26 protein-coding genes and 1 pseudogene are annotated in these 25,440 nt (G+C 73.1%); 12 read left to right on the top strand and 15 right to left on the bottom strand.

What is annotated here, in order from left to right; genetic code table 11:
* Window positions 1–122 precede the first annotated feature (122 nt).
* Window positions 123–1,499, top strand: coding sequence for an NAD(P)/FAD-dependent oxidoreductase (locus tag QQS16_RS04550; RefSeq protein WP_286060315.1), 1,377 nt, complete (start codon window positions 123–125; stop codon window positions 1,497–1,499).
* Between the two features lie 171 nt (window positions 1,500–1,670).
* Window positions 1,671–3,920 carry an FUSC family protein gene (locus QQS16_RS04555; protein ID WP_286060316.1) on the top strand — a complete coding sequence of 750 codons (2,250 nt, stop codon included), beginning with the start codon at window positions 1,671–1,673 and terminating at the stop codon, window positions 3,918–3,920.
* Between the two features lie 16 nt (window positions 3,921–3,936).
* Here QQS16_RS04555 and QQS16_RS04560 read toward each other — a convergent pair whose 3' ends face one another.
* The 5 genes from QQS16_RS04560 to QQS16_RS04580 form a co-directional block, all read right to left on the bottom strand.
* Window positions 3,937–4,368 carry a hypothetical protein gene (locus tag QQS16_RS04560; protein WP_286060317.1) on the bottom strand — a complete coding sequence of 144 codons (432 nt, stop codon included), beginning with the start codon at window positions 4,366–4,368 and terminating at the stop codon, window positions 3,937–3,939.
* Between the two features lie 29 nt (window positions 4,369–4,397).
* A complete protein-coding gene (locus QQS16_RS04565) occupies window positions 4,398–5,231 on the bottom strand; it encodes a DUF1206 domain-containing protein (protein WP_286060318.1) in 834 nt (277 codons plus the stop codon).
* Window positions 5,232–5,684: 453 nt separating this feature from the next.
* Complete coding sequence (locus QQS16_RS04570) at window positions 5,685–5,912, bottom strand: DUF5133 domain-containing protein (RefSeq protein WP_286066222.1); 228 nt, start codon at window positions 5,910–5,912, stop codon at window positions 5,685–5,687.
* A gap of 18 nt (window positions 5,913–5,930) precedes the next feature.
* On the bottom strand, window positions 5,931–6,788 hold the full coding sequence (locus QQS16_RS04575; RefSeq protein ID WP_286060319.1) for a SigB/SigF/SigG family RNA polymerase sigma factor: 858 nt from the start codon (window positions 6,786–6,788) through the stop codon (window positions 5,931–5,933).
* 178 nt (window positions 6,789–6,966) lie between these two features.
* Entirely contained in the window at window positions 6,967–7,410 is a 444-nt protein-coding gene (locus tag QQS16_RS04580) for an ATP-binding protein (RefSeq protein WP_286060320.1), read from the bottom strand.
* A 249-nt stretch (window positions 7,411–7,659) separates the two neighbouring features.
* Here QQS16_RS04580 and QQS16_RS04585 point away from each other — a divergent pair, with 249 nt between their 5' ends.
* The 3 genes from QQS16_RS04585 to QQS16_RS04595 all read left to right on the top strand — a co-directional run bounded on the left by QQS16_RS04585 (window position 7,660) and on the right by QQS16_RS04595 (window position 10,286).
* The gene (locus QQS16_RS04585) at window positions 7,660–7,881 is read left to right on the top strand and encodes a hypothetical protein (RefSeq protein ID WP_286060321.1); all 222 of its coding nucleotides are present in this window, start codon (window positions 7,660–7,662) and stop codon (window positions 7,879–7,881) included.
* A gap of 177 nt (window positions 7,882–8,058) precedes the next feature.
* Window positions 8,059–9,534: an aminotransferase class I/II-fold pyridoxal phosphate-dependent enzyme gene (locus tag QQS16_RS04590; protein ID WP_286060322.1), complete on the top strand. Its 1,476-nt coding sequence runs from the start codon at window positions 8,059–8,061 to the stop codon at window positions 9,532–9,534.
* A 296-nt stretch (window positions 9,535–9,830) separates the two neighbouring features.
* Complete coding sequence (locus tag QQS16_RS04595) at window positions 9,831–10,286, top strand: cyclic nucleotide-binding domain-containing protein (RefSeq protein WP_286060323.1); 456 nt, start codon at window positions 9,831–9,833, stop codon at window positions 10,284–10,286.
* 10 nt (window positions 10,287–10,296) lie between these two features.
* Here QQS16_RS04595 and QQS16_RS04600 read toward each other — a convergent pair whose 3' ends face one another.
* Both QQS16_RS04600 and QQS16_RS04605 read right to left on the bottom strand, forming a co-directional pair.
* Entirely contained in the window at window positions 10,297–11,595 is a 1,299-nt protein-coding gene (locus QQS16_RS04600) for an MFS transporter (RefSeq protein WP_286060324.1), read from the bottom strand.
* Window positions 11,596–11,771: 176 nt separating this feature from the next.
* Complete coding sequence (locus tag QQS16_RS04605) at window positions 11,772–12,386, bottom strand: LysE/ArgO family amino acid transporter (protein ID WP_286060325.1); 615 nt, start codon at window positions 12,384–12,386, stop codon at window positions 11,772–11,774.
* 69 nt (window positions 12,387–12,455) lie between these two features.
* On the opposite strand from QQS16_RS04605, the gene QQS16_RS04610 reads away from it, so the two are divergent.
* Together QQS16_RS04610 and QQS16_RS04615 are read left to right on the top strand one after the other, a co-directional pair.
* Window positions 12,456–13,355, top strand: coding sequence for a LysR family transcriptional regulator ArgP (locus tag QQS16_RS04610; protein WP_286066223.1), 900 nt, complete (start codon window positions 12,456–12,458; stop codon window positions 13,353–13,355).
* Between the two features lie 39 nt (window positions 13,356–13,394).
* Window positions 13,395–13,628 (top strand): hypothetical protein, encoded by a 234-nt coding sequence (locus QQS16_RS04615; protein WP_286060326.1) that lies wholly within the window; start codon window positions 13,395–13,397, stop codon window positions 13,626–13,628.
* A 125-nt stretch (window positions 13,629–13,753) separates the two neighbouring features.
* Here the strand turns inward: QQS16_RS04615 and QQS16_RS04620 are convergent.
* Window positions 13,754–14,455: pseudogene (locus QQS16_RS04620) on the bottom strand (TetR/AcrR family transcriptional regulator); the annotation flags it as partial.
* 167 nt (window positions 14,456–14,622) lie between these two features.
* Between QQS16_RS04620 and QQS16_RS04625 the strand changes: the two are divergent.
* Together QQS16_RS04625 and QQS16_RS04630 are read left to right on the top strand one after the other, a co-directional pair.
* A complete protein-coding gene (locus QQS16_RS04625) occupies window positions 14,623–15,843 on the top strand; it encodes a saccharopine dehydrogenase C-terminal domain-containing protein (protein ID WP_286060327.1) in 1,221 nt (406 codons plus the stop codon).
* Between the two features lie 123 nt (window positions 15,844–15,966).
* A complete protein-coding gene (locus QQS16_RS04630) occupies window positions 15,967–16,218 on the top strand; it encodes a WhiB family transcriptional regulator (RefSeq protein ID WP_286060328.1) in 252 nt (83 codons plus the stop codon).
* Window positions 16,219–16,276: 58 nt separating this feature from the next.
* On the opposite strand, the gene QQS16_RS04635 is transcribed toward QQS16_RS04630, so the two are convergent.
* The 5 genes from QQS16_RS04635 to QQS16_RS04655 all read right to left on the bottom strand — a co-directional run bounded on the left by QQS16_RS04635 (window position 16,277) and on the right by QQS16_RS04655 (window position 20,534).
* Window positions 16,277–16,726, bottom strand: coding sequence for a DUF6098 family protein (locus QQS16_RS04635; protein ID WP_286060329.1), 450 nt, complete (start codon window positions 16,724–16,726; stop codon window positions 16,277–16,279).
* A gap of 235 nt (window positions 16,727–16,961) precedes the next feature.
* Window positions 16,962–18,794 (bottom strand): sensor histidine kinase, encoded by a 1,833-nt coding sequence (locus tag QQS16_RS04640; RefSeq protein ID WP_286060330.1) that lies wholly within the window; start codon window positions 18,792–18,794, stop codon window positions 16,962–16,964.
* Window positions 18,791–19,486: a response regulator gene (locus QQS16_RS04645; protein ID WP_286060331.1), complete on the bottom strand. Its 696-nt coding sequence runs from the start codon at window positions 19,484–19,486 to the stop codon at window positions 18,791–18,793. The genes QQS16_RS04640 and QQS16_RS04645 overlap by 4 nt, the downstream gene beginning before the upstream one ends.
* A gap of 35 nt (window positions 19,487–19,521) precedes the next feature.
* Window positions 19,522–20,280, bottom strand: coding sequence for a hypothetical protein (locus tag QQS16_RS04650; RefSeq protein WP_286060332.1), 759 nt, complete (start codon window positions 20,278–20,280; stop codon window positions 19,522–19,524).
* Between the two features lie 41 nt (window positions 20,281–20,321).
* Entirely contained in the window at window positions 20,322–20,534 is a 213-nt protein-coding gene (locus tag QQS16_RS04655; RefSeq protein ID WP_502963760.1) for a hypothetical protein, read from the bottom strand.
* A 166-nt stretch (window positions 20,535–20,700) separates the two neighbouring features.
* On the opposite strand from QQS16_RS04655, the gene QQS16_RS04660 reads away from it, so the two are divergent.
* The gene (locus QQS16_RS04660; protein WP_286060333.1) at window positions 20,701–21,051 is read left to right on the top strand and encodes a DUF488 domain-containing protein; all 351 of its coding nucleotides are present in this window, start codon (window positions 20,701–20,703) and stop codon (window positions 21,049–21,051) included.
* Between the two features lie 19 nt (window positions 21,052–21,070).
* Here the strand turns inward: QQS16_RS04660 and QQS16_RS04665 are convergent, their stop codons facing one another.
* Complete coding sequence (locus QQS16_RS04665; RefSeq protein ID WP_286066224.1) at window positions 21,071–22,744, bottom strand: FAD-binding dehydrogenase; 1,674 nt, start codon at window positions 22,742–22,744, stop codon at window positions 21,071–21,073.
* A gap of 17 nt (window positions 22,745–22,761) precedes the next feature.
* Complete coding sequence (locus tag QQS16_RS04670) at window positions 22,762–23,409, bottom strand: TetR/AcrR family transcriptional regulator (protein WP_286060334.1); 648 nt, start codon at window positions 23,407–23,409, stop codon at window positions 22,762–22,764.
* 171 nt (window positions 23,410–23,580) lie between these two features.
* Here QQS16_RS04670 and QQS16_RS04675 point away from each other — a divergent pair, with 171 nt between their 5' ends.
* Both QQS16_RS04675 and QQS16_RS04680 read left to right on the top strand, forming a co-directional pair.
* On the top strand, window positions 23,581–24,210 hold the full coding sequence (locus QQS16_RS04675) for an alpha-ketoglutarate-dependent dioxygenase AlkB (protein ID WP_286060335.1): 630 nt from the start codon (window positions 23,581–23,583) through the stop codon (window positions 24,208–24,210).
* A gap of 480 nt (window positions 24,211–24,690) precedes the next feature.
* Window positions 24,691–25,437 carry an MBL fold metallo-hydrolase gene (locus tag QQS16_RS04680; RefSeq protein WP_286060336.1) on the top strand — a complete coding sequence of 249 codons (747 nt, stop codon included), beginning with the start codon at window positions 24,691–24,693 and terminating at the stop codon, window positions 25,435–25,437.
* Window positions 25,438–25,440: the final 3 nt, after the last annotated feature.

Genomic DNA, 25,440 nt, shown 5'->3' on the forward strand with positions numbered 1-25,440 from the left:
TGTCCGCCGTGGTCCGGCCGGCGGAACGGCCGGCACCGCTATGGGATCGATGAGGTGCGAAGCAGCGATCCACGGGCAGGCGAATGTCGTTCGAGGCAGACCGCCTGGAGCCGCAGAAAGGGATGAACACCGTGACACGACCCAGGATCCTGGTGGTTGGCGCAGGCTTCGCCGGAGTGGAGTGCGTCCGCCGTCTGGAACGGAAACTCTCCCCGGAGGAAGCCGACGTCACGCTGGTGACGCCGTTCGCCTACCAGCTCTACCTTCCGCTGCTCCCCCAGGTCGCCTCCGGCGTGCTGACGCCGCAGTCGATCGCCGTCTCCCTGCGCCGCAGCAAGAAGTACCGCACCCGGATCATCCCGGGCGGCGCGATCGGCGTGGACCTGAAGGCGAAGGTCTGCGTCATCCGCACCATCACCGACGAGATCGTCGACGAGCCGTACGACTACATCGTGCTGGCTCCCGGCAGCATCACGCGCACCTTCGACATCCCCGGCCTGACCGATCACGCGTTCGGCATGAAGACGCTCGCCGAGGCCGCCTACGTCCGCGACCACGTCATCTCCCAGCTGGACCTGGCCGACGCCAGCCAGGATCCGGCGGAGCGGGCCTCCCGGTTGCAGTTCGTGGTGGTCGGCGGCGGCTACGCGGGCACCGAGACGGCCGCCTGTCTACAGCGGCTGACGCACGCCGCGGTCAAGCGCTACCCCCGTCTGGACCCGGGCCTGATCAAGTGGCACCTGATCGACATCGCCCCCAAGCTGATGCCGGAGCTGGGCGACAAGCTCGGCAGCAGCGCCCAGGAGGTGCTGCGCAAGCGCGGCATCGAGATCTCGCTCGGGGTCTCCATCGCCAAGGCGGGCCCGGAGGAGGTCACCTTCACCGACGGGCGGGTGATTCCGACCCGCACCCTGATCTGGACCGCCGGTGTGGTGGCGAGCCCGCTCATCGCCACGCTCGGCGCGGAGACCGTGCGCGGGCGGCTCGCGGTCACCGCCGACATGTGCCTGCCGGGCCACGACGGCGTGTTCGCACTCGGTGACGCCGCCGCGGTGCCCGACCGGGCCAAGGGCGAGGAGGGCGCGGTGTGCCCGCCCACCGCGCAGCACGCGATGCGGCAGGGCAAGCACGTCGCCGACAACGTCATCGCGACCCTGCGCGGCCAGGCGATGAGTCCGTACGTCCACAAGGACCTCGGTCTGGTCGTCGACCTGGGCGGCAAGGACGCCGTCTCCAAGCCGCTCGGCATCCCGCTGCGCGGAGTGCCCGCCCAGGCCGTGGCCCGCGGTTACCACTGGCAGGCGCTGCGCACCGGGGTCGCCAAGACCCGTGTGATGACCAACTGGGTGCTGAACGCCCTCGCGGGCGACGATTTCGTCCGCACCGGCTTCCAGGCCCGCAAGCCCGCCAAGCTGAAGGACTTCGAGTACACGGACTCGTATCTGACGCCGGACCAGGTGCAGGCACACGTGCAGGGCTCCGAGCGGCTCGACCGGTGATCTCCGGCCCGCGTGACGCGGCTCCCTCCCGACCGTTTCCGCACGGCCGGCGGTCGGCGGGGAGGGCGCGGCGTCACCGGTGCGCGGACGGGCCCGCGGACCGGTGATCCGGCCGTGTCTGTCATGCTGAGGACGGAGATCATGACGTGACACGGGAATGAGTACGACGGCGTGAAGGCAGCGGGACGGTCGGTCCGGGCACGACTGCGGGACGGCGTCGCGGCGTCCGATCCCGGACTGCTGCGGCTGGCGGCCGGCCTCAGAACGGTCGGCGCCATCGCCCTCACCCTGGCCGTCCTGGGCCTGTTCGGCGCCGGCATCACGGCTCTGGTGGCGGGGGCGATGGCCGCGATGGTCGCCACCTTCGCCATCCGCGAGAAGCAGCGCGGGCAGCAGGCCGTGACGCTCGCCCTGGGGCTGCCGGTGGCGCTGGCGTCCGTGACGCTGGGCGCGCTGCTGAGCTCCCGGGTGGTGGGCGGTGACCTCTTCTTCGTCGCCCTCATCTTCTGCGCGGTCTACGGCCGCCGGTTCGGCGACCGCGGTACCGCGCTCGGCCTGATCGGCTTCCAGACCTACTTCCTGTCACTGTTCGTCGGCGCCACCGTCTCCGGCCTGCCCCAGCTGTACGGGGTGCTCGGCGTCGCGTTCGCCAGCAGCGCCCTGGTGCGTTTCCTGCTCGTGCCCGAGACACCGGCGGGCATCCTGGAGCGGCTGCGCGAGGCGTTCCGGGCCCGCCTGGCCCAGCTGGTGTCCGCGCAGCTCGCCCTGCTGGACGCCGGCGCGGACGAGGTGGAGAAGGCCCTGGACGACCTGCGGGGCGGCACCGCCCGGCTGCACGAGACGGCGATGATGATCCAGGGCCGGCTGGAGGAGGGCACCTCCGACGAGGCCACGGCACGGCTGCTGCAACGCCGGATCGCGGACGCCGAGATCGCCGCCGAACGCCTGGGCCTGTTGCTGCTGACCGCGCGCAGCGCGGAGCGGGCGGACACCCTGACCCTGCACCTGCCCGGCGCGCCTGTACCCCCGGGCGGCCGGCTGCCGGTGCGGGACGAGGCGACCGTCACGCTGCGCCGTGACCTGGAGGCGCTGCGGATGCTGGTGATGCGGCCCGTCTCCGAGGACTCCGGAACCGCGCTGTCGCATGTCCGCAACCGGCTCCTCGGGTACCGCGACGAGGACAACCTGCCGCCCGCCCCGCTCGCCGTCCAGGACGTGTTCCGGGGCATCGGCGAGGCCGCCCGTGCCGTGCTGGGGCTGCGGATCGCGCTCGGCGGGGCGCAGGACGAGTCGGACGACACCCCGGCGACCACCCGCTCCCGTGAGGAGCTGGACGCCGAGGACGCGGCGATCGACGCCGGGGAGGACGAGGACCGCGCGGAGGAGGAGGCCACCGGGCTGCGGCGGCCGACCACCCGGGCGGCGGTGCAGGTCGCCGTGGGGTCGTCGCTGGCCATCGTGGGCGGTGAGTTCCTCTCCAGCCAGCGCTGGTACTGGGCGGTGCTGACCTGCTGGATCGTCTTCATCAACACCGCGTCCACGGGCGAGATCCTGGTCAAGGGCTACCGGCGGCTGCTGGGCACGGTGCTGGGTGTCGTGGCCGGCATCGTCCTGGCGGGACTGGTCGGCCACCAGACGTGGACGGCGTTCGCGCTGGTGCTGGTGTTCGTCTTCGCGATGTTCTACACCGCGCCCCTGTCGTACACGCTGATGTCCTTCTTCGTCACCGCCGCGCTGGGCCTGCTGTACACCCTGCTGCACACGTACAGCTTCTCGGTGCTGGTGCTGCGGGTGGAGGAGACGGCGCTCGGCGCGGTCTGCGGGGTCGTGGCGGCGGCGTTCGTGCTGCCGGTGCGTACGGACCGCCGTACGAACGATCTGCTGGTCACCGTCCTGGACCGGCTCGCGGACGTCACCGAGACGGCGGTGGACCAGCTCAGCGGCGGGCCCCCGGCCGATCTGCTCGACCAGGCGCGGGATCTGGACCAGGCGCTGGCCGACCTGCGGGCCGGCACCCAGCCGCTCACCCATCCGATCACGCCGCTGCGGGCCCGGCGCGACACCGCCCGCTATGTCGTCGCGCTGCTGGAGACCTGCGCGTACCACGCCCGGTCGCTGGCGGCGACGGCCGAGCTGCTGCCCACCCATCCGTCGATCGCGGCCGATCCGAGGCTGCGCCGGGCCGGGCGGCGCATCGCGCACAACATCGGGGCGATCTCCGCACACGTCGCCGACGGGCGGGCGGCCGTCGAGATCGAGACCGGATCGAGCATCGCCTCGCTGCTGGAGCCGGACGTCCCGGGCACGCCGAGGTACGGCCGGATCACCGACCGGGTGCTGCGGCATCTGCAGCGTCTGGACGAGACCGTGGCCGGTCTGGCGCGCCCGCTGGGCGTTCCCGCCGCCGGACCCAGGCGGTGACGGAGCTGCCCGTGGATCAGATGTCCGTGGGCAGGTTGCTCACCTCGGCGATGCCGCGCAGCTCGTCGTTCATGCGCTGCCGTTCGCGGATGTAGTCGGCGATCTCGCCCAGGCGTACCGGGTCGGAGGCGGTGGCCGAGTCGGTGACCACCCGAACCGGCCCGGTCTCCTCGATCTCCAGCTCGATCACCTCGTTGTCCAGCCGGCCCGTGACAGCGGTGGCGATGACCAGGGCGGCCTCGTCACGGACCTCCTGGGACAGCCCGCCCGCGTGGGACTCGTCGAGGGCGAAGTCCAACGCGGGCAGACGCTGTTCGTCGATGGCTTGGAGGACCGGTTCGACCACGGTGAGCAGTTGCTCGTAGTCCTCGGATTCCATTCGGATGCGCAGCAGGCCCAGGTAGACGTCCACGGGCCGGCCGTCGGGCGGGAGCTCGGGTTCGTTCATCCCCTGCGGGTTCCCCCGGTCGGGCCGTTTCAGACCCTGCGCCAGCGTGCCATCGCGAACGAGAACAGTCCGAACAGCACCAGTCCGGCTGCGACGCAGGCCAGCAGCCATGGCCCGAGCGGGGTCTCGGCGAACGAGCGGAGCGTGTCGTCCAGTCCTTTAGCCCGGTTGGGTTCGTAGTCGACCGCCGCGCGCACGGCGAAGGCACCGGCGACGGCGAACACCGCTCCGCGGGCCACGCCGCCGCCCACGCCCGTCACGTCGACGAGCCGGCGGGTGCGGGCGGACATCTGTCCGAGCTTGAGCTTGTCGTGGTACTTGCGCATCAGCGCCCGTGCGCCGATCCACACGCCGGCCACCACGATCCCGGCGCCGGCCAACCCCACGAGCCACTGCCCGCCGGGGGCCTCCAGCAGGCGGGAGGTGACGTCCCGGGACTGCTTGTCGCTGGATCCCTCACCGCCCGAGCCCGCGGCGAAGGACAGCACCGAGTAGGCGACGAAGGCGTAGAAGACGAACCGCGCTCCGGACAGCAGACGCTTCTTCGGCTTGTGGCCGTCCGGGCCGACGGCGCCGAACAGGACCTCCGACAGCCGCCACAGCGCCATGCCGACCAGGCCGACGCCCAGCGCCCACAGCAGGACGGCTCCGAAGGGTTTATCGGCTAGCTCGGCGAGGGCGCCGCTGCGGTCCGCCTGGCGGCCGCTGCCGCCGAAGGCGATCTGCAGTGCGAGGAGGCCGACCAGCAGGTAGATGACACCTCGCGCGGTCAGACCCGCTCGTGCGGCGCTCTCCCCCGCCGAGCCCTTCGCCATCCGGCGGGCGTCCCCTCGCCCGCTGCGGACCGTGGCACTCATGTTCATGTGGACCTCCTGGAGTCCGGATGCCCGGGTCGCGGGCGGACACACCCGGCGCGGGGGGTGGTGTCCGGTGGCCGGGCACGGGAGGGGCGCACGACCGTCGGAGCCTCGGACGGCGGGGGCTGAGGCCCGAGGGCGTGCGGGTGTTCCGGGGCGATGGCCGGCACCATGGGGGCGGGCCGGCCCGAGGCCCTGGACGGTTCCGGTGGCGGAACCGTCCAGGGCCTCGGGCCGGGGACGAGGGGGACGAGCAGGTGTGGTCGACCGAGGACGAGCCGGCGGGGCGGCGCCCGCCGCTCCGTGTTCCCGCCGGTCGTGTGGCTCTCGGCGTTCGCGCCGGCTCTTTCGGCCGCTTCGTTCTCGGCGTTCGCACCGACTCCGTCGGCCGCGTCCTCCTCGGCGTTCGCGCCGTCCCGCGCAGTCTCGCCGTCTCCGGCGATGGTCTCGCGCGGCCCGTCACCCCGAGAGCCGCGCGGGCTCGGGCTCCGGTGCGGCGGTGAGCAGACGACGGGCGGTCTCCAGCGCCAGTCGCACGTCGCGGGTGCCGGTGGACACGCAGAGCGTGTAGGCGAGGTCGCGCGCCCTCGGGTTTCCTCCGGCCGCGCCAGGCGCGGCCTCCTCGGCCGCCAACGCCTCGTACTTCTCGACGAGTTCGCGCAGGAAGGCGGGGTGAGGGATCAGGATCGGTTGCCTCTGGGTCACTCAGGCCACCCGCCCGCCGGGGCCACGACGGTTGGTCCGCTGTCCCATGACCTCGTCGCGCACCCGGGCGCAGCTGCGGCTGATCAGGCGGGAGACGTGCATCTGGGAGATGCCGAGCTGGTCGGCGATACGGCTCTGGGTCATGTCCTCGAAGAAGCGCATGTAGAGGATGGCGCGCTCCCGCTCGGGCAGCCGGCGCAGGCCCTCCTTGGCGGACTCGCGGTCGACGACGGTGTCGAACGAGCTGTCCGAATCACCCAGGGTGTCGGCGAGGCTGTAGCCGTCGTCACCGGCCGACAGTTCGGCGTCCAGCGACAGGGTGCTGAAGCTTTCGAGGGCCTCCATGCCGGTGGCGACCTCGTCCTCGGTCAGCCCGGTGTGGGCGGCGATGTCGGTCACCGAGGGCTCGGGGGAGCCGGGGTTCTGCGTCAGTTCGCGGCGCGCCACGCGCACCTTGTTGCGCAGCTCCTGCACCCGGCGGGGCACGCGCAGCGCCCACATCCGGTCCCGGAAGTGTCGCTTGACCTCGCCGGTGATGGTGGGCACGGCATAGCTTTCGAAGGCACCCCGCTCGGGTTCGAACCGGTCGATGGCCTTCACCAGACCCAGTGCCGCCACCTGCCGCAGGTCCTCGATGGACTCGCCGCGGTCGCGGAAGCGGCCGGCGATCCGGTGGGCCATGGGCAGCCAGGCGGTGACGAGTTCGTCGCGGACGGCGTCCCGCTCAGGCCCGTCCGCCAGCTCGGCCAGACGGGCGAAGAGGGCGGCGGTGTCGGGGGCGTCGTCGTGACGGCGCCGGTTCGGGGTGGTCGGCTGAGCGGGCGTGCCGGGACGGCTTGTCGACATATCGATGAGCATGCGGAATCGCTCCTGAAGCGGTGGTTTCAGGGAATTGCCGCGGGAGGGACCACCGTCCGGACGACCTCGACGGCCTTCCGGAGCAGTCACACCGCTCCCGCTGGCGCGCCTCCGGTCCGAAGCACGAAATTGCGTCTGCCCTGCCGCCCTGCCGCCAAACTCGGGTTCCGAAAAGTGTTCACGACAACGGCACCACGGCGGTGATGCACTTCCCGCCGGAGGGCAGGTCGGTCACCCGGACGTCGCGCGCGAGGCGGCACACGATGGGCCAGCCGTGACCGCCGACCCGGCGCCGTCCGTGCGGGTCCACGGGCTCGGAGACCACCGGCAGTTGGTCACAGCGGTCGCTCACCGACACGCGTACACCGGGCCCCACGACGTCGACGTGGAAGTCCGTGACGCCGCCGCCGTGCAGGATGGCGTTGCTGGTGAGTTCCGAGGCGACCAGCAGGGCGTCGGAGAGGGCGTCCGGGTCGCAGGAGGCATCGGTGGCGCGGCAGCGTTCTGTCACCACCCGCTCCACGGCCCTGCGCGCCTCGGCCGGTTTGCTCGGCCCGGCGGGACCACGCCGGTCGGCGGTGAACGGTTCGCGGGCGAATTCGGTCCTGTGCTGCTCGCACATCCCTGTAACTCCCTGATCGCTGATCGCTATGAGAAGAGGCCCGATCGGATGTGGCGCGGCCCGCCTCGTCCGGGCACCGGGCGCTCTCGGACGTGAGCCGTCGCCGCCCGGCCGCAGCGGCTGCGCACCCCGTGTCGTACGGGTTCTCGCAGGTCTCACTACTTCGGCTCACCTCTCCCCGGCAGGCCAAACCTCTCGTCGCGGCCGGTTCCGGGCCATCCCGGCGTGGGAAACGGGTAGGCGGGTGTCATGAGCGATGTCGTGGACTCCGACGAACTGTTGCGGCGCATCCAGCGCGCCCGGGCCTGCGCCGAGGAGGAGGAGCGAGCCTGGCGCACTCGCCGCGAGAACCTGAGGCAGACCGATCCGGACGGGTCCCGGGAGGCCGCCGTGCGGACCCTGGCGTACGAGAGCGTGCTCAGGGTGCTGGACGAGATAGTGACCCCCGGCAAGCACGCCGCGGAGAACTAGTGCCGTGGCAGGCAACGTTCGCCCCGTCGCGACGCCCGGCACGGCCTCTCGCCGCACCGGACGCCGCTCCTTGACGGGCAAACGTTGCCTGCCGCGGCACTAGTCCGCGCCACCAAGGCCGGACCGGGCCCGTCCCCGCGCGGGTTGACGGCCGCCGGGGACGGGCACCCGGCGGCCATGCCTGATCACACACGCGCACCCGTACTGGAAGCTCTGTCCGACTATCACCGCGAGGGGCTGCTGACGTTCGCGCCGCCGGGTCACAAGCAGGCCCGGGGCGCGGACCCCGAGGTCCGCAAGGTGCTCGGGGACGCCGTCTTCCTCGGTGACGTGCTGGCGTCGGGCGGACTCGACGACCGGCTCACCCGGGGCCGGGTGCTGGAGCGGGCCGAGGAGCTGATGGCCGACGCCGTGCACGCGGATCACACGTTCTTCACCACGTGCGGGAGTTCCCTGTCCGTCAAGGCGGCGATGCTGGCCGTCGCGGGACCGCACGAGAAGCTGCTGATCGGACGGGACGCCCACAAGTCCGTCGTGTCGGGGCTGATCCTGTCCGGGATCGAGCCCGTGTGGGTCGAGCCGCGGTGGGACGGCGAGCGGCACCTCGCGCATCCGCCGTCCGCCACCGAGTTCGACCGGGCCTTCGAGGCCCATCCCGACGCGAAGGGCGCGCTGATCACCAGCCCGACGCCGTACGGGGCGTGCGCGGACCTGCGGGCGGTCGCCGAGGTCTGCCACCGCCGTTCGGTGCCGCTGATCGTGGACGAGGCGTGGGGCGCCCATCTGCCCTTCCACCCCGCTCTGCCGTCCTGGGCGATGGACGCCGGCGCGGACATCTGCGTCACCAGCATCCACAAGATGGGCAGCGGGCTGGAGCAGGGGTCCGTCTTCCACCTGCGGGGCGATCTGGTCCCGGCGGAGGTGCTGAAGACGCGGGCGGATCTGCTGGGCACCACCAGTCCGTCGGTGCTGCTGTACGCGGGGCTCGACGGCTGGCGGCGGCAGATGGCCCTGCGGGGCGAGGAGCTGATGGGCGGCGCGCTGGAACTGGCCGCCGAGGTCCGGGCCGCGATCGAGGAGATCGACGGCATGCACGTCAACGACCGGGACGACTTCTGCGGGGCGGGCCTGGCCGACGACTTCGACCCGCTGCCGGGTGTCATCGACCTCGACGCGCTCGGGATCACCGGGTACCAGGCGGCGGACTGGCTGCGCGAGCACCGCGGGATCGACGCGCATCTGAACGACCACCGCCGTATCGGCATGCAGATCACCCACGGCGACGACCAGGAGACCGCCGCGCAGTTGCTGACCGCGCTCAAGGACCTCGCGCAGGCCGCGCCCGAACTGCGCCCGTCCCCACGGGTGGAGGTGCCGTCGCCGGGCGAGCTGCGGATGGCCCAGGCCCTCCTGCCCCGGGACGCGTTCTTCGGGCCCGCGGAGCAGTTGCCGGTCGCCGAGGCCGCCGGGCGGGTCGCGGCGGAGATGATCACTCCGTATCCGCCCGGCATCCCGGCGGTGCTGCCCGGCGAGCGGCTGACCGAGCCGGTGCTGCGGTACCTGCGCACCGGCCTGGACGCGGGGATGAACCTGCCCGACGCGACCGTCCCCGGGCTGGAGACCGTCAGGGTCGTCGCCCAGGACGCCGAGTGAGGATCGAGTGAAACCGGTCACGTGACCCGGATTCGGCTTCGCCTCACCGCCCTGGTGGTTTATCGTTCATTCATACGTGGCCCGTGGGGTTGACCGATCGTCCTCCGTGCGCCACCTCTTACGGCCCTGGCTGGTCTCCCCCGTCCAGCCAGGGCTTTTTTTCATGCCTCCCGCACCCCGCCGACGGGCACTCCTCCCGCGATTCCCCGGTCCGCCGAGGTGCCCGGGGCACGGTCGGCCGCTGAAATGGGCATAGGGAAGAAACCGGAATCCATCGCCGGCGAGGAGCCCGTGCCATGACCAACGCGATCAAACTGCTGACCGCCCTTCCGCCGCCGCAACGCGCGGGGCTGATGACGCTGGCCCGGGAGGTCTCCTTCCCCGAGGACGCCCGGATCTTCGAGGCGGGCGGCACCGCCGACCGCTTCTGGGTCATCCGCTCGGGCGCGGTCTCGCTGACCCAGCAGGTGACCTCCCACCAGCGCGTGACGGTCGCCGGTCTCGGCGCGGGCGACCTGCTCGGCTGGTCCTGGCTGTTCCCGCCGTACCAGTGGGACTTCGGCGCGGAGGCCTTCAGTCCGGTCCGCGCCTACGAGTTCGACGCGGCGGCGGTGCTCAAGCTGTGCGAGGAGGACCGGCAGCTCGGCATGATCCTGGTGCGGTCCGTCGCCGAGATCCTCGCCCACCGGCTGGAGACGACCCGGGGCAAGCTCATGGAGCAGTACACGACCCGTCGGCGAAGCGCCCTGTAGGGGGCCGGACTCAGACCCGGTAGCGGCGCAGCGCCGGTACCGCGAAGGCCAGGCCCAGCATGACGGCGACCACCAGCAGGCCGCCGCCCGCCACCGCCGTACGCGCGCCGAACGCCGAGCCCGCCGTACCGTGCAGGACGTCCGCCAGACGCGGTCCGCCCGCGACGACGACGATGAACACGCCCTGCATCCGGCCCCGCATCTCGTCGGTCGCGGCGGACAGCAGGATCGCCCCGCGGAACACCATGGAGACCATGTCGGCGATGCCCGCCACGGCGAGGAACGCCACGGCGAGCCACAGGCTGTCGGTCAGTCCGAACCCGGCGACGGCCGCCCCCCAGACGACCACCGCGCCGATGACCATCCAGCCGTGCCGGCGGACCCGGGAGAAGGTGCCGGACAGGAGCCCGCCGAGCACCGCGCCGATGGGGATCGCCGCGAACAGCAGACCCAGCGCGAGCCCCTCGTCGTAGGCGGCGTAGGTCTGGGAGGCGAGCTGCGGGAACAGGGCGCGGGGCATGCCGAGGACCATCGCGATGATGTCGGCGAGGAAGGATAGCAGCAGCACCTTGTGCGCGGCGATGTAGCGGAATCCGGCGACGATCTCCCGCACGCCCGCCCGCCGCGCCACCGCCGACGCCAGGGGCGGCAGCGAGGGCAGCCGGTAGACCGCCCACAGCGTGAGGCACAGTGCCAGCGCGTCGATGAGGTACAGCTCCGGCAGGCCGATGACGGGGATCAGGACACCGGCGAGCAGCGGTCCGACGACCTGGCCGGTCTGCATGACGGTGGAGCCGAGGGCGCTGGCGGCGGGCAGCTGCTCCTCGGGGACCAGACGGGCGATGGAGGCGTTGCGGGCAGGGGCGTTGAGGCCCCAGAACGCCTGCTGCACGGCGAGCAGCACCATGAGGACGGCCACCGAGCCGAGCCCGGTGGCGGCCTGGAGCCAGAACAGCACCGAGGTGACGGCGATGCCGCTGTTGGTGACCAGGAGCAGCTTGCGGCGGTCCATGGTGTCGGCGACCGCGCCGCCCCACAGCGCGAACACGACCAGCGGCAGCAGGCCGGCGAGACTGGCGGCGCCCACCCAGGCCGAGGAGCCGGTGATGTCGTAGATCTGCTTGGGGACGGCGACGGCGGTGAGCTGGCTGCCGACGGCCGTCACGATGGTCGAGGACCAGAGCCGACGGTAGGCCGGGATGCGCAGGGGGCGGGTGTCCATGGCCCAGCGGCGCCATCCGCGCCGGGGCGGCGTCACCTTGTCCGCGCCGGCCTTCTCTGGTTCCGTGCTGCTCTCGCTGGTGTCCACGGGCTTCCTGGTTGCTCGCTACATCTTTCGGGCCGGGGATCACTATCGCAGCAGGGGCCGAGAGGTCCGCAGGCGCGTGCGAGGGTTCGGGGCCGCGGGCGGGTGCCGGGCCCTGGCCAGGCGGTGAAGCCGTGCGCGCGGGTGGCGGCCGAGGGAACGTCGCGTCGGGCCGTTGCTCAGGCTCCGGCGATCAGCGCGGCGCCGAGGCCGATCATGGTGACGGCGATCAGACCGTCCAGGACCCGCCAGGCGGCCGGCCGGGCCAGGAGGCGGCCCAGCAGCCGGGCGCCGAAACCGAGCGCGGCGAACCAGCACAGGCTGGCGCACACGGCGCCGAGCCCGAACGTCCAGCGCTGCGCGCCGCGGTCGGCGGCGACGGAACCGAGCAGGAAGACCGTGTCCAGGTAGACGTGCGGGTTGAGCCAGGTCATCGCCAGACAGGTGAGCACCGCCCGCCGGACCGAGCCCTCCGCCTCCCCGTCGGCGCGCAGGGCGCCGCCCGGCCGGACCACCCGGTGCGCGGCGAGGGCGCCGTAGCCGAGGAGGAACGCGCCGCCGATCCAGCCGATGGCGGTCAGTGCCCCCGGCCACGCCACCACCACGGCGCCGACGCCGCCCACCCCGAGGGCGATGAGGAAGGCGTCGGACAGGGCGCAGATCGCGACGACGGCGAGGACCGCGTGACGGCGGACTCCCTGGCGCAGGACGAAGGCGTTCTGGGCACCGATGGCGACGATGAGCGAGAGGCCGGTGCCGAACCCGGCGGCCGCGGCGGAGAGGGAGGCGGTCATGACGTCCACGCTAGGGAAACGATCAGTGGACGTACAGCTAAAGATTCTTACGTATCATTAGCTGTCGTGATGATGACGGAGCTCCCTCTCGACCAGGTGCGGACGCTGCTCGCGGTGGTGGACGAGGGCACGTTCGACGCGGCGGCGGCGGCGCTGCACGTGACGCCCTCGGCGGTCAGCCAGCGGGTGAAGGCACTGGAGCAGCGCACCGGGCGGGTGCTGCTGGTGCGCACCAAGCCGGTGCGGGCGACCGAGTCGGGCGAGGTCGTCGTCCGGTTCGCCCGGCAGCTGGCCCGGCTGGAACGGGACGCGCGCGCCGAGCTGGGCATGAGCGGCCCCGGGGAGCCGACCCGGGTGTCGGTCGCGGTGAACGCGGACTCCCTGTCGACGTGGTTCCTCGGCGCCCTCACGCGCGTTCCGGCGGACCCGCCCCTCTGCTTCGAGCTGCGTCGCGAGGACGAGACCCGGACGGCGGAGCTGTTGCGGGAGGGCCGGGTGATGGCCGCGGTGACCTCGTCGGCCGATCCCGTGGCGGGCTGCTCCGTGCGGGCGCTGGGCCGGCTGCGCTATGTGGCGGCGGCGAGCGCGGAGTTCGCCGGGAGACATCTCGGCGGACCGCTGCCTCAGGCGCTCACGGTCGCGCCGGTGCTGACCTTCGACCGCGACGACGACCTCCAGGACGCTTTCGTGCGCGGGTTGAGCGGCGGCCGGGGCGGAGCGAGCCCCGTGCGCCACCTCGTGCCCACCTCGGAGGGGTTCGTGCAGGCCGTCGCCGCCGGCCTGGGCTGGGGCCTGGTGCCGGAGGTCCAGGCGGAGCCGCTGCTGCGCACGGGCCGCCTCGTCGCCCTGGCGCCGGACCACCCGGTCGACGTACCGCTGTACTGGCAGCAGTGGAAGCTCGACGCACCGGCGCTGGCCGCCGTGGCCCGGGCGGTGGTGGCCACCGCGACGGAGACGCTGCGGGGCTAGCGCCCTGGCGCCCCGGCGCGCCCCCCCACGGGGTGCGGCGTGCGCCGACACCGTGCGTCCGGGTGTCCACGATGGGCCTGCGGGGGACGCTCCGGTGTCTGGCTGCTGTCCGCGGCCGCCCGAGCCGTCGACGGCTCGTACGGTCTCGCCGCCCTCATGCTGGCCCTCGCTCTGACCGGCCTGCTGACGCCCCTCTCGCTGCGCCGGCACCAGCGCCAGCTCGACGACCTGGAGCGGGCACTCGGCCGCCCGGCTCAGTCACCGCCGTCGTGACCCGGCGCGGCTCCTGCCCTGTTTCGAGTACGGGGCGCGGACGATCCCGCGCCGGCCGTTGTCGCGGCCTTCTCGCGGGCGCCTTCCCGCGGTCCGTCCGGTGAGCCGGGCGGAGCCGGCTGGTCCTTCAGCGCTCTGAGCCGTGCCTCCGCGCTCTCCAGGAGCATCTCCAGGGCGGTGGGATAGGCACTGGTCACCATGCGGGTGGCCAGGTGGGGGGCCGCCTCGGCGATGCGGGGATGGGTGGCGCGGGACAGGCGGGCGTACGTCGAGCGCCAGATGTCCTCGTCGGCGTGCTGGGAGGCGCTGGGCAGGGTCAGCGAGGCGGCGTCCAGGGCGGCGAAGGCCAGGGTCTGGTCGATGAAGGCGTGGTAGACGCGCACGGTGTCCGGGAGCGGGAAGCCCGCGGTTCTGAGGATGTCCAGGACCGCCTCGTCGGCGGCCAGCTCGTTCGCCCGGCCGGTGACCCGGCTGGTGGTCAGCAGGGCGGCCTGCGGGTGTGCGACGTACGCGGCGTGGACGCGCAGCCCGACGGCCCGCAGGTCCGAGCGCCACTTTCCCGTCGGCGCCCAGCCGTCGAGGGCCCGCCCGATGAGCGCGTCGCCGATGGCGAGCGTCAGGTCGTCCATGCCGCGGAAGTACCGGTAGAGGGTGGACGGGTCGGCGTCCAGGGCGAGGCCGAGACGGCGGGCGGTGAGGCCCGCGCTGCCGTGCTCGCGCAGCACGCGCAGCGCGGTGTCGACGATCAGCCGCTCCGACAGGACGGTGCCGCTCCTGGTGGGCCGGCGCCGACGGCGCCTGTCCTCGGGGACCACGGGTTTCGGCACGGTGACCTCCGCTCGTCGTGGAGCCGTGGGGCTCTTATGCCAACGCCATTGACCTTAGACGGGCCGACGGCCTTGTATCTCCACCGGGACCGGGCCCACGTCCTCGACCGCGAAGTCCGTCAGACCTGTCACATCCGTCAAGACCGTCGACCGAGGGAGTTCCTGTCATGCGTGTACTGCTCGTGGGCGCCGGTGGTGTGGGCACCGCCATCACCCGGATCGCGGCCCGGCGGCCGTTCTTCGAGGCGATGGTGGTCGCCGACTTCGTCCCGGCGCGGGCAGAGGCGGCCGTCGCGGCCCTCGGCGACCGGGGAGCACGGTTCCTCGCCGAGCGGGTGGACGCCGGCGACGAGGAGGCGGTGGCGGCACTGCTGGAGCGCCACCGTTGCGACGTCCTCCTCAACGCCACCGACCCGCGGTTCGTGATGCCCCTGTTCCGGGCGGCCCGCAACGCCGGCGCGACCTACCTCGACATGGCGATGTCGCTGTCCCGGCCGCACCCCGAGCGCCCGTACGCGCAGTGCGGGGTCAAGCTCGGCGACGAGCAGTTCGCGCAGGCCGACGACTGGGCGCGGGCGGACGCGCTGGCGCTCGTCGGCATGGGGGTGGAACCGGGCCTGTCGGACGTCTTCGCCCGGTACGCGGCCGACGAGCTGTTCGACGAGATCGAGGAGATCGGTGTGCGCGACGGCGCGAACCTCACCGTCGACGGCTACGACTTCGCGCCCTCGTTCAGCATCTGGACCACCATCGAGGAATGCCTGAACCCGCCGGTCGTCTGGGAGGCCGGCCGCGGCTGGTTCACCACCGAGCCGTTCAGCGAGCCCGAGGTGTTCGACTTCCCCGAGGGCATCGGCCCGGTCGAGTGCGTGCACGTGGAGCACGAGGAGGTGCTGCTGATGCCGCGCTGGATCGACGCGCGCCGGGTCACGTTCAAGTACGGCCTGGGACGCGAGTTCGTCGAGACGCTCAGGACGCTGCGCCTGCTGGGTCTGGACCGCACCGATCCGGTGACCGTGCCGAGCGCCTCCGGGCCGGTCGCCGTCTCACCCCGGGACGTGGTCGCCGCCTGCCTGCCCGACCCGGCGACGCTGGGCGACCGGATGCACGGCAAGACCTGCGCGGGCACCTGGGTGCGGGGCGTGAAGGACGGGGCGCCGCGCAAGGTGTACCTGTACCACGTGGTCGACAACCAGTGGTCCATGGCCGAGTACGGCTGTCAGGCGGTGGTGTGGCAGACCGCCGTCAACCCCGTCGTGGCCCTCGAACTGCTGGCCACCGGCGTCTGGCGGGGCGTGGGCGTGCTCGGCCCGGAGGCGTTCCCGGCCCGCCCGTTCCTCGATCTGCTGACCGGCTACGGCTCCCCGTGGGGCCTGCGGGAGCAGTGACCCCCGCCATATCTTCACGATGTCCCACGGGGCTCGGCTGTTTCAGCCACACGTCGACAGGTGACCCGGAGATGAGCAAGGCATCCCCGAGGGCACGTTCGACTGGATCGCAGGTGACATTTCATGGAGAACTGGCGCGAACACGCCGCGTGCCGCCACGAGGACCCCGATCTCTTCTTCCCGATCGGCACCACCGGCCCCGCGCTGGTGCAGCAGGAGCAGGCGAAATCCGTCTGCCGGCGCTGCCCGGTGCAGGGGCAGTGCCTGGAGTGGGCGTTGGACACCGGGCAGACCATCGGTGTGTGGGGTGGCACGAGCGAGGACGAACGCCGTGCGCTGAAGCGGCGCGCGGCGGCACGGAGGCGCTCCGGCTGACAGGATGACGCGGCGGGGCCCGGTGCCGAACGGCACCGGGCCCCGCCGCGTCATCCTGTCAGCGGCCGCTGCGGCGCAGCGGACCCCATGACTTCTCCTGCCGCTCCACCGCCTCCCGCGCCTCGTCGATCGTGCGGGTGTCGATCCAGCACAGCGGCCGGATGTCCACCACCAGCGGCTCGTTGTCGGGCCCGCGGCCCGTCTCCCGGCCCGTGAGGACCCAGGGACGGACCCTGGGCCCCTTCTCGTGCGGCAGATGGGAGTAGTCGTACAAGCGCCGGGCCACCCACACGTCCACGGGCCGGCCCTGCCACCACTCCTCGACGTCGAGCGGGTTGGCCGACAGCCCCGGCATGGGGACACCGGTCAGGTCGTCGGTGCTGGACACGTCGGCGAGGTCGGTGCCCGGACCCCGCGACCAGCGGACATACAGGCCCTGGTGCTGTTCGAGCAGCCCGGTGAGCTCGGCGAGTGTGTGGACGACCGGCAGGTCGTCGGATACGCCCATGTGATGACCTCCCTGATGGCGGCGCGCGCAGACGGGGTACCCGTCCGGCGGGAACGGAATCGGACGGACCGCTGGGGCCCGCCCGGCCCGTCCCGCCTGCGCGCGACGCCCTGCACGGACGCTCGCCGTACCGGGCACAGGCCCGAACACGGCCAGCGGGAAACCTCTGCGCCCGGCACGCCGAGACCATGCGCCTGAGGCCGCGAGGCCGCCCTCCGGGCGAAGACGGCGATGGTCAGACGGGCCCCTGGCGTGCCGGGGCGCCGGGCAGCCGCAGGGTGAAGACGCTGCCGGCGCCGGGTTCGCTGGTCACGTCGACGGTGCCGCCGTGCGCGGCGACCAGGTGGCGGACGATCGGCAGGCCCAGGCCGCTGCCTCCGGTGCGGCGGCTGCGGGACTTCTCCGCGCGCCAGAACCGTTCGAAGACGCGCGGCAGGTCGTCGGCCGCGATGCCGGTGCCGGTGTCCCCGACCTCCAGCAGGACGGTGTCGCCGGCGCGGCGCGCGGACAGGGTGACGGTGCCGTCGGCGGGCGTGTGGCGCAGCGCGTTGGAGACCAGGTTGCCCAGTGCCTGCCGCAGCCGGACCGGGTCGGCGTCCAGCCAGGGCCTGCCGTCCACGGTGGTGCGCAGCCGGACGCCGGCCGCGTCGGCGGCCACGCGGTGGGCGGCGGCGACCTGGTCGAGGAGGTCGTCGCAGGCGACCGGCTCGCGGTGCAGCCGCAGGGTGCCGGCGTCGGCGTCGGCGAGGTCGCGCAGGTCTTCGATGACGCGCTGGAGGACGAGGGCCTCGTCGTGCAGGGCGCCGAGCAGGGCGGGGTCGGGGTCGACGAGTCCGTCGCGGGTGACCTCCAGCCAGCCGCGGATGTTGGTGAGCGGGGTGCGCAGCTCGTGGGCGATGTCGCTGACCATCGCCTTGCGCTGGGCCTCCAGGCGCTCACGGCGTTCGGTGAGTTCGTTGAAGGCGGCGGCCAGGATGCCGGTCTCGTCCCGGGTGGTGACGGGAACGCGCACATGCAGCTCCGGCGGCTGCTGGGCCGCCTCGGTGAGCGCGCGCAGGGGCCGCACGAGCCGGGTGGCGACCAGCGCGGTCACGGCGACGGTGACGGCGAGGACCAGCCCGGCGGCCCCGACGATCTTGGTCTTGTTGCCCGGGGACATGTCGAACCGCACGGCGGGGGTGTCCCCGTCGCCGCCGAGGAACAGCTGGGCGGCGGGGGCGACGTACGGGTCGAGCTGGGCGCGGCGGGCGTCGTCGACGCAGGCCTGGGCCGTGCGCATGGCCTTGCCCGCCTGCTTGGCGAACCCGGGCGCGGCACTCGGCTGCCGGGCGGCGGAGTCGGTGAGGTCCACTCCGATCGACAGCGGCGTGCCGGGGTCCAGGCCCGCCCGGGTCAGACAGCCGCGGGCGCGTGCCTGCAGGACGCTCAGCGCCTTCTGCTCCGTGGGAACCGGCGTGTTCAGCAGGCCGTCGGCGCACTCGTCGGGCACATAGCCGGAGCCGGCGGTGGCGTCCGCCTCGGTGAGGACCGGGCGGCCGCTCGGGGCCCGGGTGAGGCGCAGTTCGATGCCGTGGCGTTCGAAGCAGTCCTGGCGTGCCCGGGCCAGGACGTCGAGCTTGGCGCGTTCCGCCGCGGTGATCCGGTAGGGGCCCACCACCCGGGGGTCCGTGCCGCCGAGCTGGGCGCCGCGCTCGGTGAAGGTGTCGGTGCGCAGGGGGTCGACGGTGGCCGCGGCGGTCAGCGGCAGGGCGGTGCCGGGCGGCGCGGAGTCGGCGATGACCGTGCGGTCCGCCCCGGTCAGCGCGATGCGCCGGCCCGTCCTCGCGGACAGGTCCCGTACGGTCCGCTGGACGCCCTTCCAGTCGGGGTGGGTCGCGGCGTGGCCGCTGAGCCGGGCGAGGACGTCCATGTCGTCGGCGAGGACCTGGCCCTGCTCCTCCCGAAGGGCGCGGGTGGTGGTCTCCACCGCCAGCCAGGCGGTCGCCGCGACGGAGCACACGGCGATGAGGCCGGAGGTGATGAGCAGCCGGACGAGCAGGCGCTTGTGCAGGGGTATCCAGCCGCTCATCCGCGCCCGCCGCTGAGCTTGTAGCCGACCCCGAAGACGGTCAGCAGCCGGGTCGGCCGGCGCGGGTCCTCCTCTATCTTGCGGCGCAGGTTCATCACGTGGACGTCGACGGCCCGTTCGGTGGAGGCCCGGTCGGTGCCCCGGGTGACCTCCAGCAACTGCCGCCGGGAGAACACCCGTTCCGGCTCACCGGCCATCGCCAGCAGGATCTCGAACTCGGCCGGTGTGCACTCCACGGGCGTTCCGTCGCAGCGCACCTCGTGCCGCACCGGGTCGACCGTGACACCCCCGGCCCGTACGGCGAGGTCCTCGCGCCGGTCGGGCGCGCGCCCGCTGCGCCGCAGCACGGTACGGATGCGGGCCATCAGCTCGCGCGGGCTGTACGGCTTGGTCATGTAGTCGTCGGCGCCGAGTTCCAGGCCGAGCAGGACGTCGTCCTCGGCGGTGCGGGCGGTGAGCATCAGGACGGGGATGTCGTCGTCCCGGCGCAGCACCCGGCACACGCCGAAGCCGTCGATCACCGGCAGCATCAGGTCCAGGACGACGAGGTCCGGCCTGAGCCGGTGGGCCGCGTCGAGGGCGGCCCGGCCGTCGTGGACCACGGTCGCGGTGTGGCCCTCCGCCAGCAGGGAGCGGCGGATGAGTTCGGCCTGCATCTCGTCGTCCTCGGCGACCAGCACATGTGCGCACATCCGGCGGATCCTAAGCGGTAGACGGTCGGAAGGCCTCAGCGGGCCAGGGAGGCGGCGTCGCCCATGACGACGACGGGGTGACGGTCGGGGTCCAGGGTCAGCAGCAGCGCCTTCATGTGCTGTTCGGCGATGCTGACGCAGCCTTGGGTGGGGCCGTCGTGGTCGACGTGCAGCCAGATGCCGCCGCCGCGGTCCGCGCCGAGGGGGCGGGTCCAGTCCAGGGGTGAGGTGCCGGGCTTCCGGTTGTAGTCGATGGCGATGACGTAGTCGAAGGACCCGGCGAGCGGCTCGCCCTCGAAGCCGGTGCCGGACAGGCTGAACGCCGTCGACCGGTCGTACGGCAGCCGGGTCCCGGGGTCGCGCAGCAGGCCGCCGGCGTCGGTGAGCGTGTAGACGCCGATGGGTGAGCGCAGGTCACCGAGCCGGTGGTGGTCGGTCCAGCCCTTGAGCGCGTTGTGCGCGGGCCAGCTCTCGCCGGCCTGCCAGCCGGTCGCGGTGCGCTCGTACAGGACGACGGTGGAGGTCGAGGAGTCCTTGCCGCGCCCGGTCACGACGACGGCCTGACGGGTCTGGGCGGGCACCTTGGCGAGGGTCTTCGGCCCGAGGCCGGGCAGCCGGCGCGGGGCGGCCGCGACGGAGACCTCGCGGGACGGCGAGGGGACGGAGCGGGTCGCGGTCGTGTTCTCCGAGGCGGGCTCGGGGCGGTGGTCCGGGGTGGCCGCCGCGCCGCCACCGCATCCGGTGAGCAGCAGGGACGCGGCCAGCAGCGCGGCGGGGGGTGTGCGTCTGATCATGGTTCGACCTTGACCGACAGGTGTGAGGAACTGGTCAGGGTTCATATACCTGTTCGGCTACGGGCGGCTCGGCTTGCCCGCCGTGTACAGCAGGCGCGGAACAGGGCGTCCAGGTCCTGGCCCGACTGGTGTTCCGCGAGGCGCACGAACGGTGCGGTGGTCCCGTGTCCGTCGCGGTGCCCGGACGCCCAGGTCCGCAGGATCCGGAAGAACGTCCGGTCGCCGACGGCCGTGCGCAGGGCGTGCGGGGTCATGGCGCCGCAAGGGGCTCCTGCGTTCGGGGGCGGGCGATGGCCTCACCCCAGGGGCCACTTGCGGCCGCATCGGCCCTGGTCGGGTCACGTCCCGTGGCGTCGCCCGACATCGCCCGGAACGCGGCGCTACGCTCCCGGAACCGCCGTGTCCGAGAGAGGTCCGCCCATGAGCGTGCGCGTCCGTCGCGTCTACGAGCCGCCCGAGCCGGACGACGGCGTCCGTGTCCTGGTCGACCGGCTGTGGCCGCGCGGCCTGTCGAAGGACGCGGCGCGCGTCGACGAGTGGCCCAAGGCCCTCACCCCGTCGGCCGGGCTGCGCCGCTGGTACCACGCGGGTGAGGGGTCCCACGAGGAGTTCCGCCGGCGGTACGAGGCGGAGCTGGCCGCTCCCGAGGCATCCGAACTCCTCGGTCATCTGCGGGAGCTGGCGGGCGAGGGCACGATCACGCTGCTGACCGCCGCCAAGGTGCCCGAGCGCGGTCACGCCGCCGTGCTGGCCCGCCTCCTGACGGCGTGAGGAGGCGGGCCCGCGCCGGTCAGGCCGTCTGCTGGGCGGCCGCCCGCCCGGCGGCCCGCCCCGAGAAGAGGCAGCCGCCGAGGAACGTGCCCTCCAGCGCGTTGTAGCCGTGCAGGCCTCCGCCGCCGAAGCCGGCCACCTCGCCGGCCGCGTACAGACCGTCGAGGGGCTTGCCGTCGGTGCCCAGGGCGCGGGAGTCGAGGTCGGTCTGGATGCCGCCGAGGGTCTTGCGGGTCAGGGTGTGCAGCTTCACGCCGATCAGCGGCCCGGCGGCCGGGTCGAGGATGCGGTGCGGGGTGGCGACCCGGCTGAGGCGGTCGCCGATGTAGCGGCGGGCGTTGCGGATGCCCTGCACCTGGGCGTCCTTGCTGTAGGCGTGGGCGATCTGGAGGTCCCGTGCCTCGATCTGGCGCCGGATCAGGTCCGCGTCCAGGAGCGCCTTGCCGGTCAGCCCGTTCATCTTCTCGACGAGCTGCTCCAGGTTCGGGGCGGTCACGAAGTCCGCGCCCTTGCGCAGGAACGCGTCGACCGGGCCGGGCGCGCCCTTGCCGAGCACCCGTTCCTTGAGGAACCCCGCACGGTCCTTGGCGGTGATGTCGGGGTTCTGCTCGGAGCCCGACAGCGCGAACTCCTTCTCGATGATCTTCCGCGTGAGGATGAACCAGGAGTGGTCGTGCTCGGCGAGGTCCTCGGTGGTGCGCAGGTGGGTGAGGGTGCCGAGGGTGTCGTAACCGGGCAGGCACGGCTCGGGCAGGCGGCGGCCGAGGGCGTCGAACCACATCGAGGACGGGCCGGGCAGGATGCGGATGCCGTGGCCGGGCCAGACCGGGTCCCAGTTCCGCAGGCCCTCGGTGTAGTGCCACATGCGGTCCCGGTTGACCAGGCGCACCCCGGCGGCGGCGCTGATGTCGAGCATCCGGCCGTCGACGTGGGCGGGGACGCCGGTGACCATCTCGGCGGGCGGGGTGCCCAGGCGCTCGGGCCAGTAGCGGCGGACGATCTCGTGGTTGGCGCCGATGCCGCCGGTGGTGACGACCACGGCCCGGGCGGTGAGTTCGAAGTCGCCGACGCGCTCACGGCTGGAGGCGACACCGCGGGGCGCGTGGTCCTCGGCGAGGACGGTGCCGCGCACCCCGCGCGCCGCGCCCTCCTCGACGACCAGCTCGTCCACCTGGTGGCGGTGGTGGAAGGTGAGCAGCCCGTCGCGGGCGGCCTGGCGGGCATAGCCGACGAACGGCTCGACCACCCCGGTGCCGGTGCCCCAGGCGATGTGGAAACGGGGTACGGAGTTGCCGTGGCCGTGGGCGGTCAGGTCCCCGCGCTCGGCCCAGCCGACGGTGGGCAGGAACGTGATGCCGTGCCCTTGCAGCCAGGACCGCTTCTCGCCCGCCGCGAACTCGACGTAGGCGCGCGCCCAGCGCACGGCCCAGGAGTCCTCGTCGTCGACCCGGTCGAACTGCGCGCTGCCCTGCCAGTCGCTCCAGGCGAGGTCGAAGGAGTCCTTGATGCCGAGGCGCCGCTGCTCCGGGGAGTTGACGAGGAACAGGCCGCCGAAGGACCAGAACGCCTGCCCGCCGAGGTTGGCGGCGTTCTCCTGGTCGACCAGCGCGACCCTGCGGCCCCGGCTGGTGAGTTCGTGTGCCGCGACCAGTCCCGCGAGTCCGGCTCCGACGACGATGACGTCCGCATCCATGGCGACCGCTGCCTTTCTCATTGGGGTCTCGTACGGGTCTCGGGGGGCCTGCCGCGGCCGTCGGTCAGCAGCGCGGTGAGCAGCTGGCCCAGCCAGCCGCGGGCGCGCTCGACGTCCTTGTCCAGCAGCAGTTGGGTGGTGACTCCGTCGTACGCGGCGACGACCGCGTGGGCGGCGCCGTCCACGCCACCGAGTACGACGGGCAGTGCGGTGGACCCGGTGGCGCGGGCGAGCCGGTCGGCGACCGCCTGCCGCAGGCGCTCCCGGTGTTCCAGCAGGGTCCGGGCGATCGCCGGGTCCCGTGCGGCGTGGACCAGGAAGTCGGTCTTCACCAGCAGCCAGTCCACGTCCAGGAGCAGCACCTCGGTGACCCGGTCCACGGACGCCGGAACGTCCAGTTCGGGCCCGTCGAGGGCGAGCGCCCGCGCCACCTGTTCGGCGATCAGGTCGGCCCGCTGCCGGTAGAGGGCGAAGAACAGCTCGTCCAGGCTGTCGAAGTTCGAGTAGAAGGCGCCCCGGCTGTAGCCGGCCGCCTCACAGACCTCCTCGATGGAGACGCGCCCGAACCCCTTGGCGGCGAAGACCGCGAAGGCCGCGTCCAGGAGGTTGGCCCGCGTGCGCACCCGGCGCCTGGTGACGCGCCCGCCCGTCTGCTTCACCGCCATGTCCGGTCCCCCGTCGTCGGATACGCGAATGTATCCGATACGGCAGTGCATCGAAAGGCCCGGGAGACCGAAAGACCAGTGGAGGAGGCCGGACGACCTCGCAGTCCGGGTGGCGGGAAGACCGGCGATCCCGAATGGAACAGATTTTCGAATGAGGAGTACGCTGGACTCATGACCAGGCACCACCTCCAGGGCTCCCTGTTCGACCAGACCGATCAGCTCCGGCTCGGTCCCCTCGACGGGATCCGCCGGACCGACCTCGGCCTCGGCGCCTGGATCGACGTGCTGCCGGGATGGCTCAGCGGGTCCGACGTGCTGTTCGAACAGCTGGCCGCCGATGTGCCGTGGCGCGCGGAGCGCCGGAAGATGTACGACCAGGTCGTCGACGTCCCGCGACTGCTGGCGTTCTACGGCGCGGGCGACCCGTTGCCGCACCCGCTGCTGGCGGAGGCCCGGGACGCGCTCTGCGCGCGCTACGCCGAGGAGCTGGGCGAGCCCTTCACCACCGCGGGGCTGTGCTACTACCGGGACGGCCGGGACAGCGTCGCCTGGCACGGCGACCGGATCGGACGGGGCGCGCACGAGGACACGATGGTCGCGATCCTCTCCGTGGGCACCCCCCGGGACCTGCTGCTGCGTCCGACGCGCGGCGGTGACACGATCCGCCGGCCGCTCGGGCACGGCGACCTGATCGTGATGGGCGGCTCCTGCCAGCGGACCTGGGAGCACTCCATACCGAAGACCACGCGCGCCGCGGGCCCCCGCATCAGCGTCCAGTTCCGTCCGCACGACGTGCACTGAGGCACGAGGCCCACGACGTCCGCGGGCGCGCGAGGACCACGGCACGCACAGCCGCGCGAGGACCACGGCACGCACAGCCGCGCGAGGACCACGGCACGCACAGCCGCGCGAGGACCACGGCGCCCGCAGACGCGCAAGGACCAGGGCACGCACCGAGGCGCCAGGACAGCGTGCGCCGGGGCGGAGGGCGGCCGCTTCGGACGCGCGCGGGGCTGCCTCCGGCGGACGGTGCCGGAGGCAGCCTGGACCGGGCCGCCGCGGGCGGAGGGCCGGTCGGTCGGGGGGCCGGGCGGCCGGGCGGGAGCGAGCCGGGGCTGTCCGGCGCCCGCGCGGACGGAGCGCGCGGACGGAAGGTGAACCGGGGGATGCTAGACATCCACAGAGGCGCGCGCGTCCGATCCCGGACCCGCCGATCACGGCCCCGTGATCATCTGCTTTGCTGTGCCCGTCGGGCAGGGACCTCACCGGGCGGGGACGATCATGCGGGCACACGTGCAGCACGTAGCCGACGGCGCCCATCTGGTGCACGGCAGCAACACGAACTGGGTGATCCTCACCGAGGGGGACGCCGTGACGCTGGTCGACACCGGCTACCCCGGCGACCGGGAGCAGCTCCTCGCCTCCCTGGCGGAGGTGGGCAGTTCACCCGAGGCGGTCCAGGCCGTGCTGATCACCCACGCCCACAACGACCATCTGGGCTCCGCCGAGTACCTGCGCGCGGCCCACGGCACGCCCGTGTACCTGCACGAGGCCGAAGTGCCGCACGCCCGCCGGGAGTTCCTGCACCAGGTCGACGTCAGGACGGTCCTGCGGAACGGCTGGCGGCCGGGTGTGCTGCCGTGGGCCGTGCACGCGATCCGTTCCGGCGGCACCACGCACGTCCCGGTCGCCTCGCCCGAGCCGTTCCCGACGGCGGGCCCGCTCGACCTGCCCGGCCGGCCCGTCCCCGTGCACACCCCGGGCCACACCGACGGCCACGCCGCCTTCCACCTTCCGGACCGGGGCATCGTGATCTCGGGCGACGCCCTGGTGAGCGGCCACCCCACGTCCCGGGTCGAGGGGCCGCAGCTGCTGCCCGACATGTTCCACCACGAGCGCGCCCGGACCGTGGCGTCGCTGGACGTCCTCGAAGCACTGGAGGGCGATCTGCTGCTGCCCGGGCACGGGCCCGCGCACCGCGGTCCGGTCCGTGAGGCGGCACTTCGGGCCCGGGAGCGCGCGCTCTAAGGT

It is taken from the genome of Streptomyces sp. ALI-76-A, assembly GCF_030287445.1.
In the GTDB taxonomy this organism is placed as follows: Bacteria; Actinomycetota; Actinomycetes; order Streptomycetales; family Streptomycetaceae; genus Streptomyces.

Coding starts and splice junctions, on each gene's coding strand:
- QQS16_RS04565 (WP_286060318.1), bottom strand. CDS start 5,231: ATGAACATGAGTGCCACGGTCCGCAGCGGGCGAGGGGACGCCCGCCGG.
- QQS16_RS04645 (WP_286060331.1), bottom strand. CDS start 19,486: ATGTGCGCACATGTGCTGGTCGCCGAGGACGACGAGATGCAGGCCGAA.
- QQS16_RS04665 (WP_286066224.1), bottom strand. CDS start 22,744: ATGGATGCGGACGTCATCGTCGTCGGAGCCGGACTCGCGGGACTGGTC.
- QQS16_RS04635 (WP_286060329.1), bottom strand. CDS start 16,726: ATGGGCGTATCCGACGACCTGCCGGTCGTCCACACACTCGCCGAGCTC.
- QQS16_RS04595 (WP_286060323.1), top strand. CDS start 9,831: ATGACCAACGCGATCAAACTGCTGACCGCCCTTCCGCCGCCGCAACGC.
- QQS16_RS04670 (WP_286060334.1), bottom strand. CDS start 23,409: ATGGCGGTGAAGCAGACGGGCGGGCGCGTCACCAGGCGCCGGGTGCGC.
- QQS16_RS04560 (WP_286060317.1), bottom strand. CDS start 4,368: ATGAACGAACCCGAGCTCCCGCCCGACGGCCGGCCCGTGGACGTCTAC.
- QQS16_RS04660 (WP_286060333.1), top strand. CDS start 20,701: ATGAGCGTGCGCGTCCGTCGCGTCTACGAGCCGCCCGAGCCGGACGAC.
- QQS16_RS04625 (WP_286060327.1), top strand. CDS start 14,623: ATGCGTGTACTGCTCGTGGGCGCCGGTGGTGTGGGCACCGCCATCACC.
- QQS16_RS04675 (WP_286060335.1), top strand. CDS start 23,581: ATGACCAGGCACCACCTCCAGGGCTCCCTGTTCGACCAGACCGATCAG.
- QQS16_RS04590 (WP_286060322.1), top strand. CDS start 8,059: ATGCCTGATCACACACGCGCACCCGTACTGGAAGCTCTGTCCGACTAT.
- QQS16_RS04650 (WP_286060332.1), bottom strand. CDS start 20,280: ATGATCAGACGCACACCCCCCGCCGCGCTGCTGGCCGCGTCCCTGCTG.
- QQS16_RS04610 (WP_286066223.1), top strand. CDS start 12,456: ATGATGACGGAGCTCCCTCTCGACCAGGTGCGGACGCTGCTCGCGGTG.
- QQS16_RS04605 (WP_286060325.1), bottom strand. CDS start 12,386: ATGACCGCCTCCCTCTCCGCCGCGGCCGCCGGGTTCGGCACCGGCCTC.
- QQS16_RS04585 (WP_286060321.1), top strand. CDS start 7,660: ATGAGCGATGTCGTGGACTCCGACGAACTGTTGCGGCGCATCCAGCGC.
- QQS16_RS04550 (WP_286060315.1), top strand. CDS start 123: ATGAACACCGTGACACGACCCAGGATCCTGGTGGTTGGCGCAGGCTTC.
- QQS16_RS04630 (WP_286060328.1), top strand. CDS start 15,967: ATGGAGAACTGGCGCGAACACGCCGCGTGCCGCCACGAGGACCCCGAT.
- QQS16_RS04575 (WP_286060319.1), bottom strand. CDS start 6,788: ATGCTCATCGATATGTCGACAAGCCGTCCCGGCACGCCCGCTCAGCCG.
- QQS16_RS04640 (WP_286060330.1), bottom strand. CDS start 18,794: ATGAGCGGCTGGATACCCCTGCACAAGCGCCTGCTCGTCCGGCTGCTC.
- QQS16_RS04680 (WP_286060336.1), top strand. CDS start 24,691: ATGCGGGCACACGTGCAGCACGTAGCCGACGGCGCCCATCTGGTGCAC.
- QQS16_RS04655 (WP_502963760.1), bottom strand. CDS start 20,534: ATGACCCCGCACGCCCTGCGCACGGCCGTCGGCGACCGGACGTTCTTC.
- QQS16_RS04580 (WP_286060320.1), bottom strand. CDS start 7,410: ATGTGCGAGCAGCACAGGACCGAATTCGCCCGCGAACCGTTCACCGCC.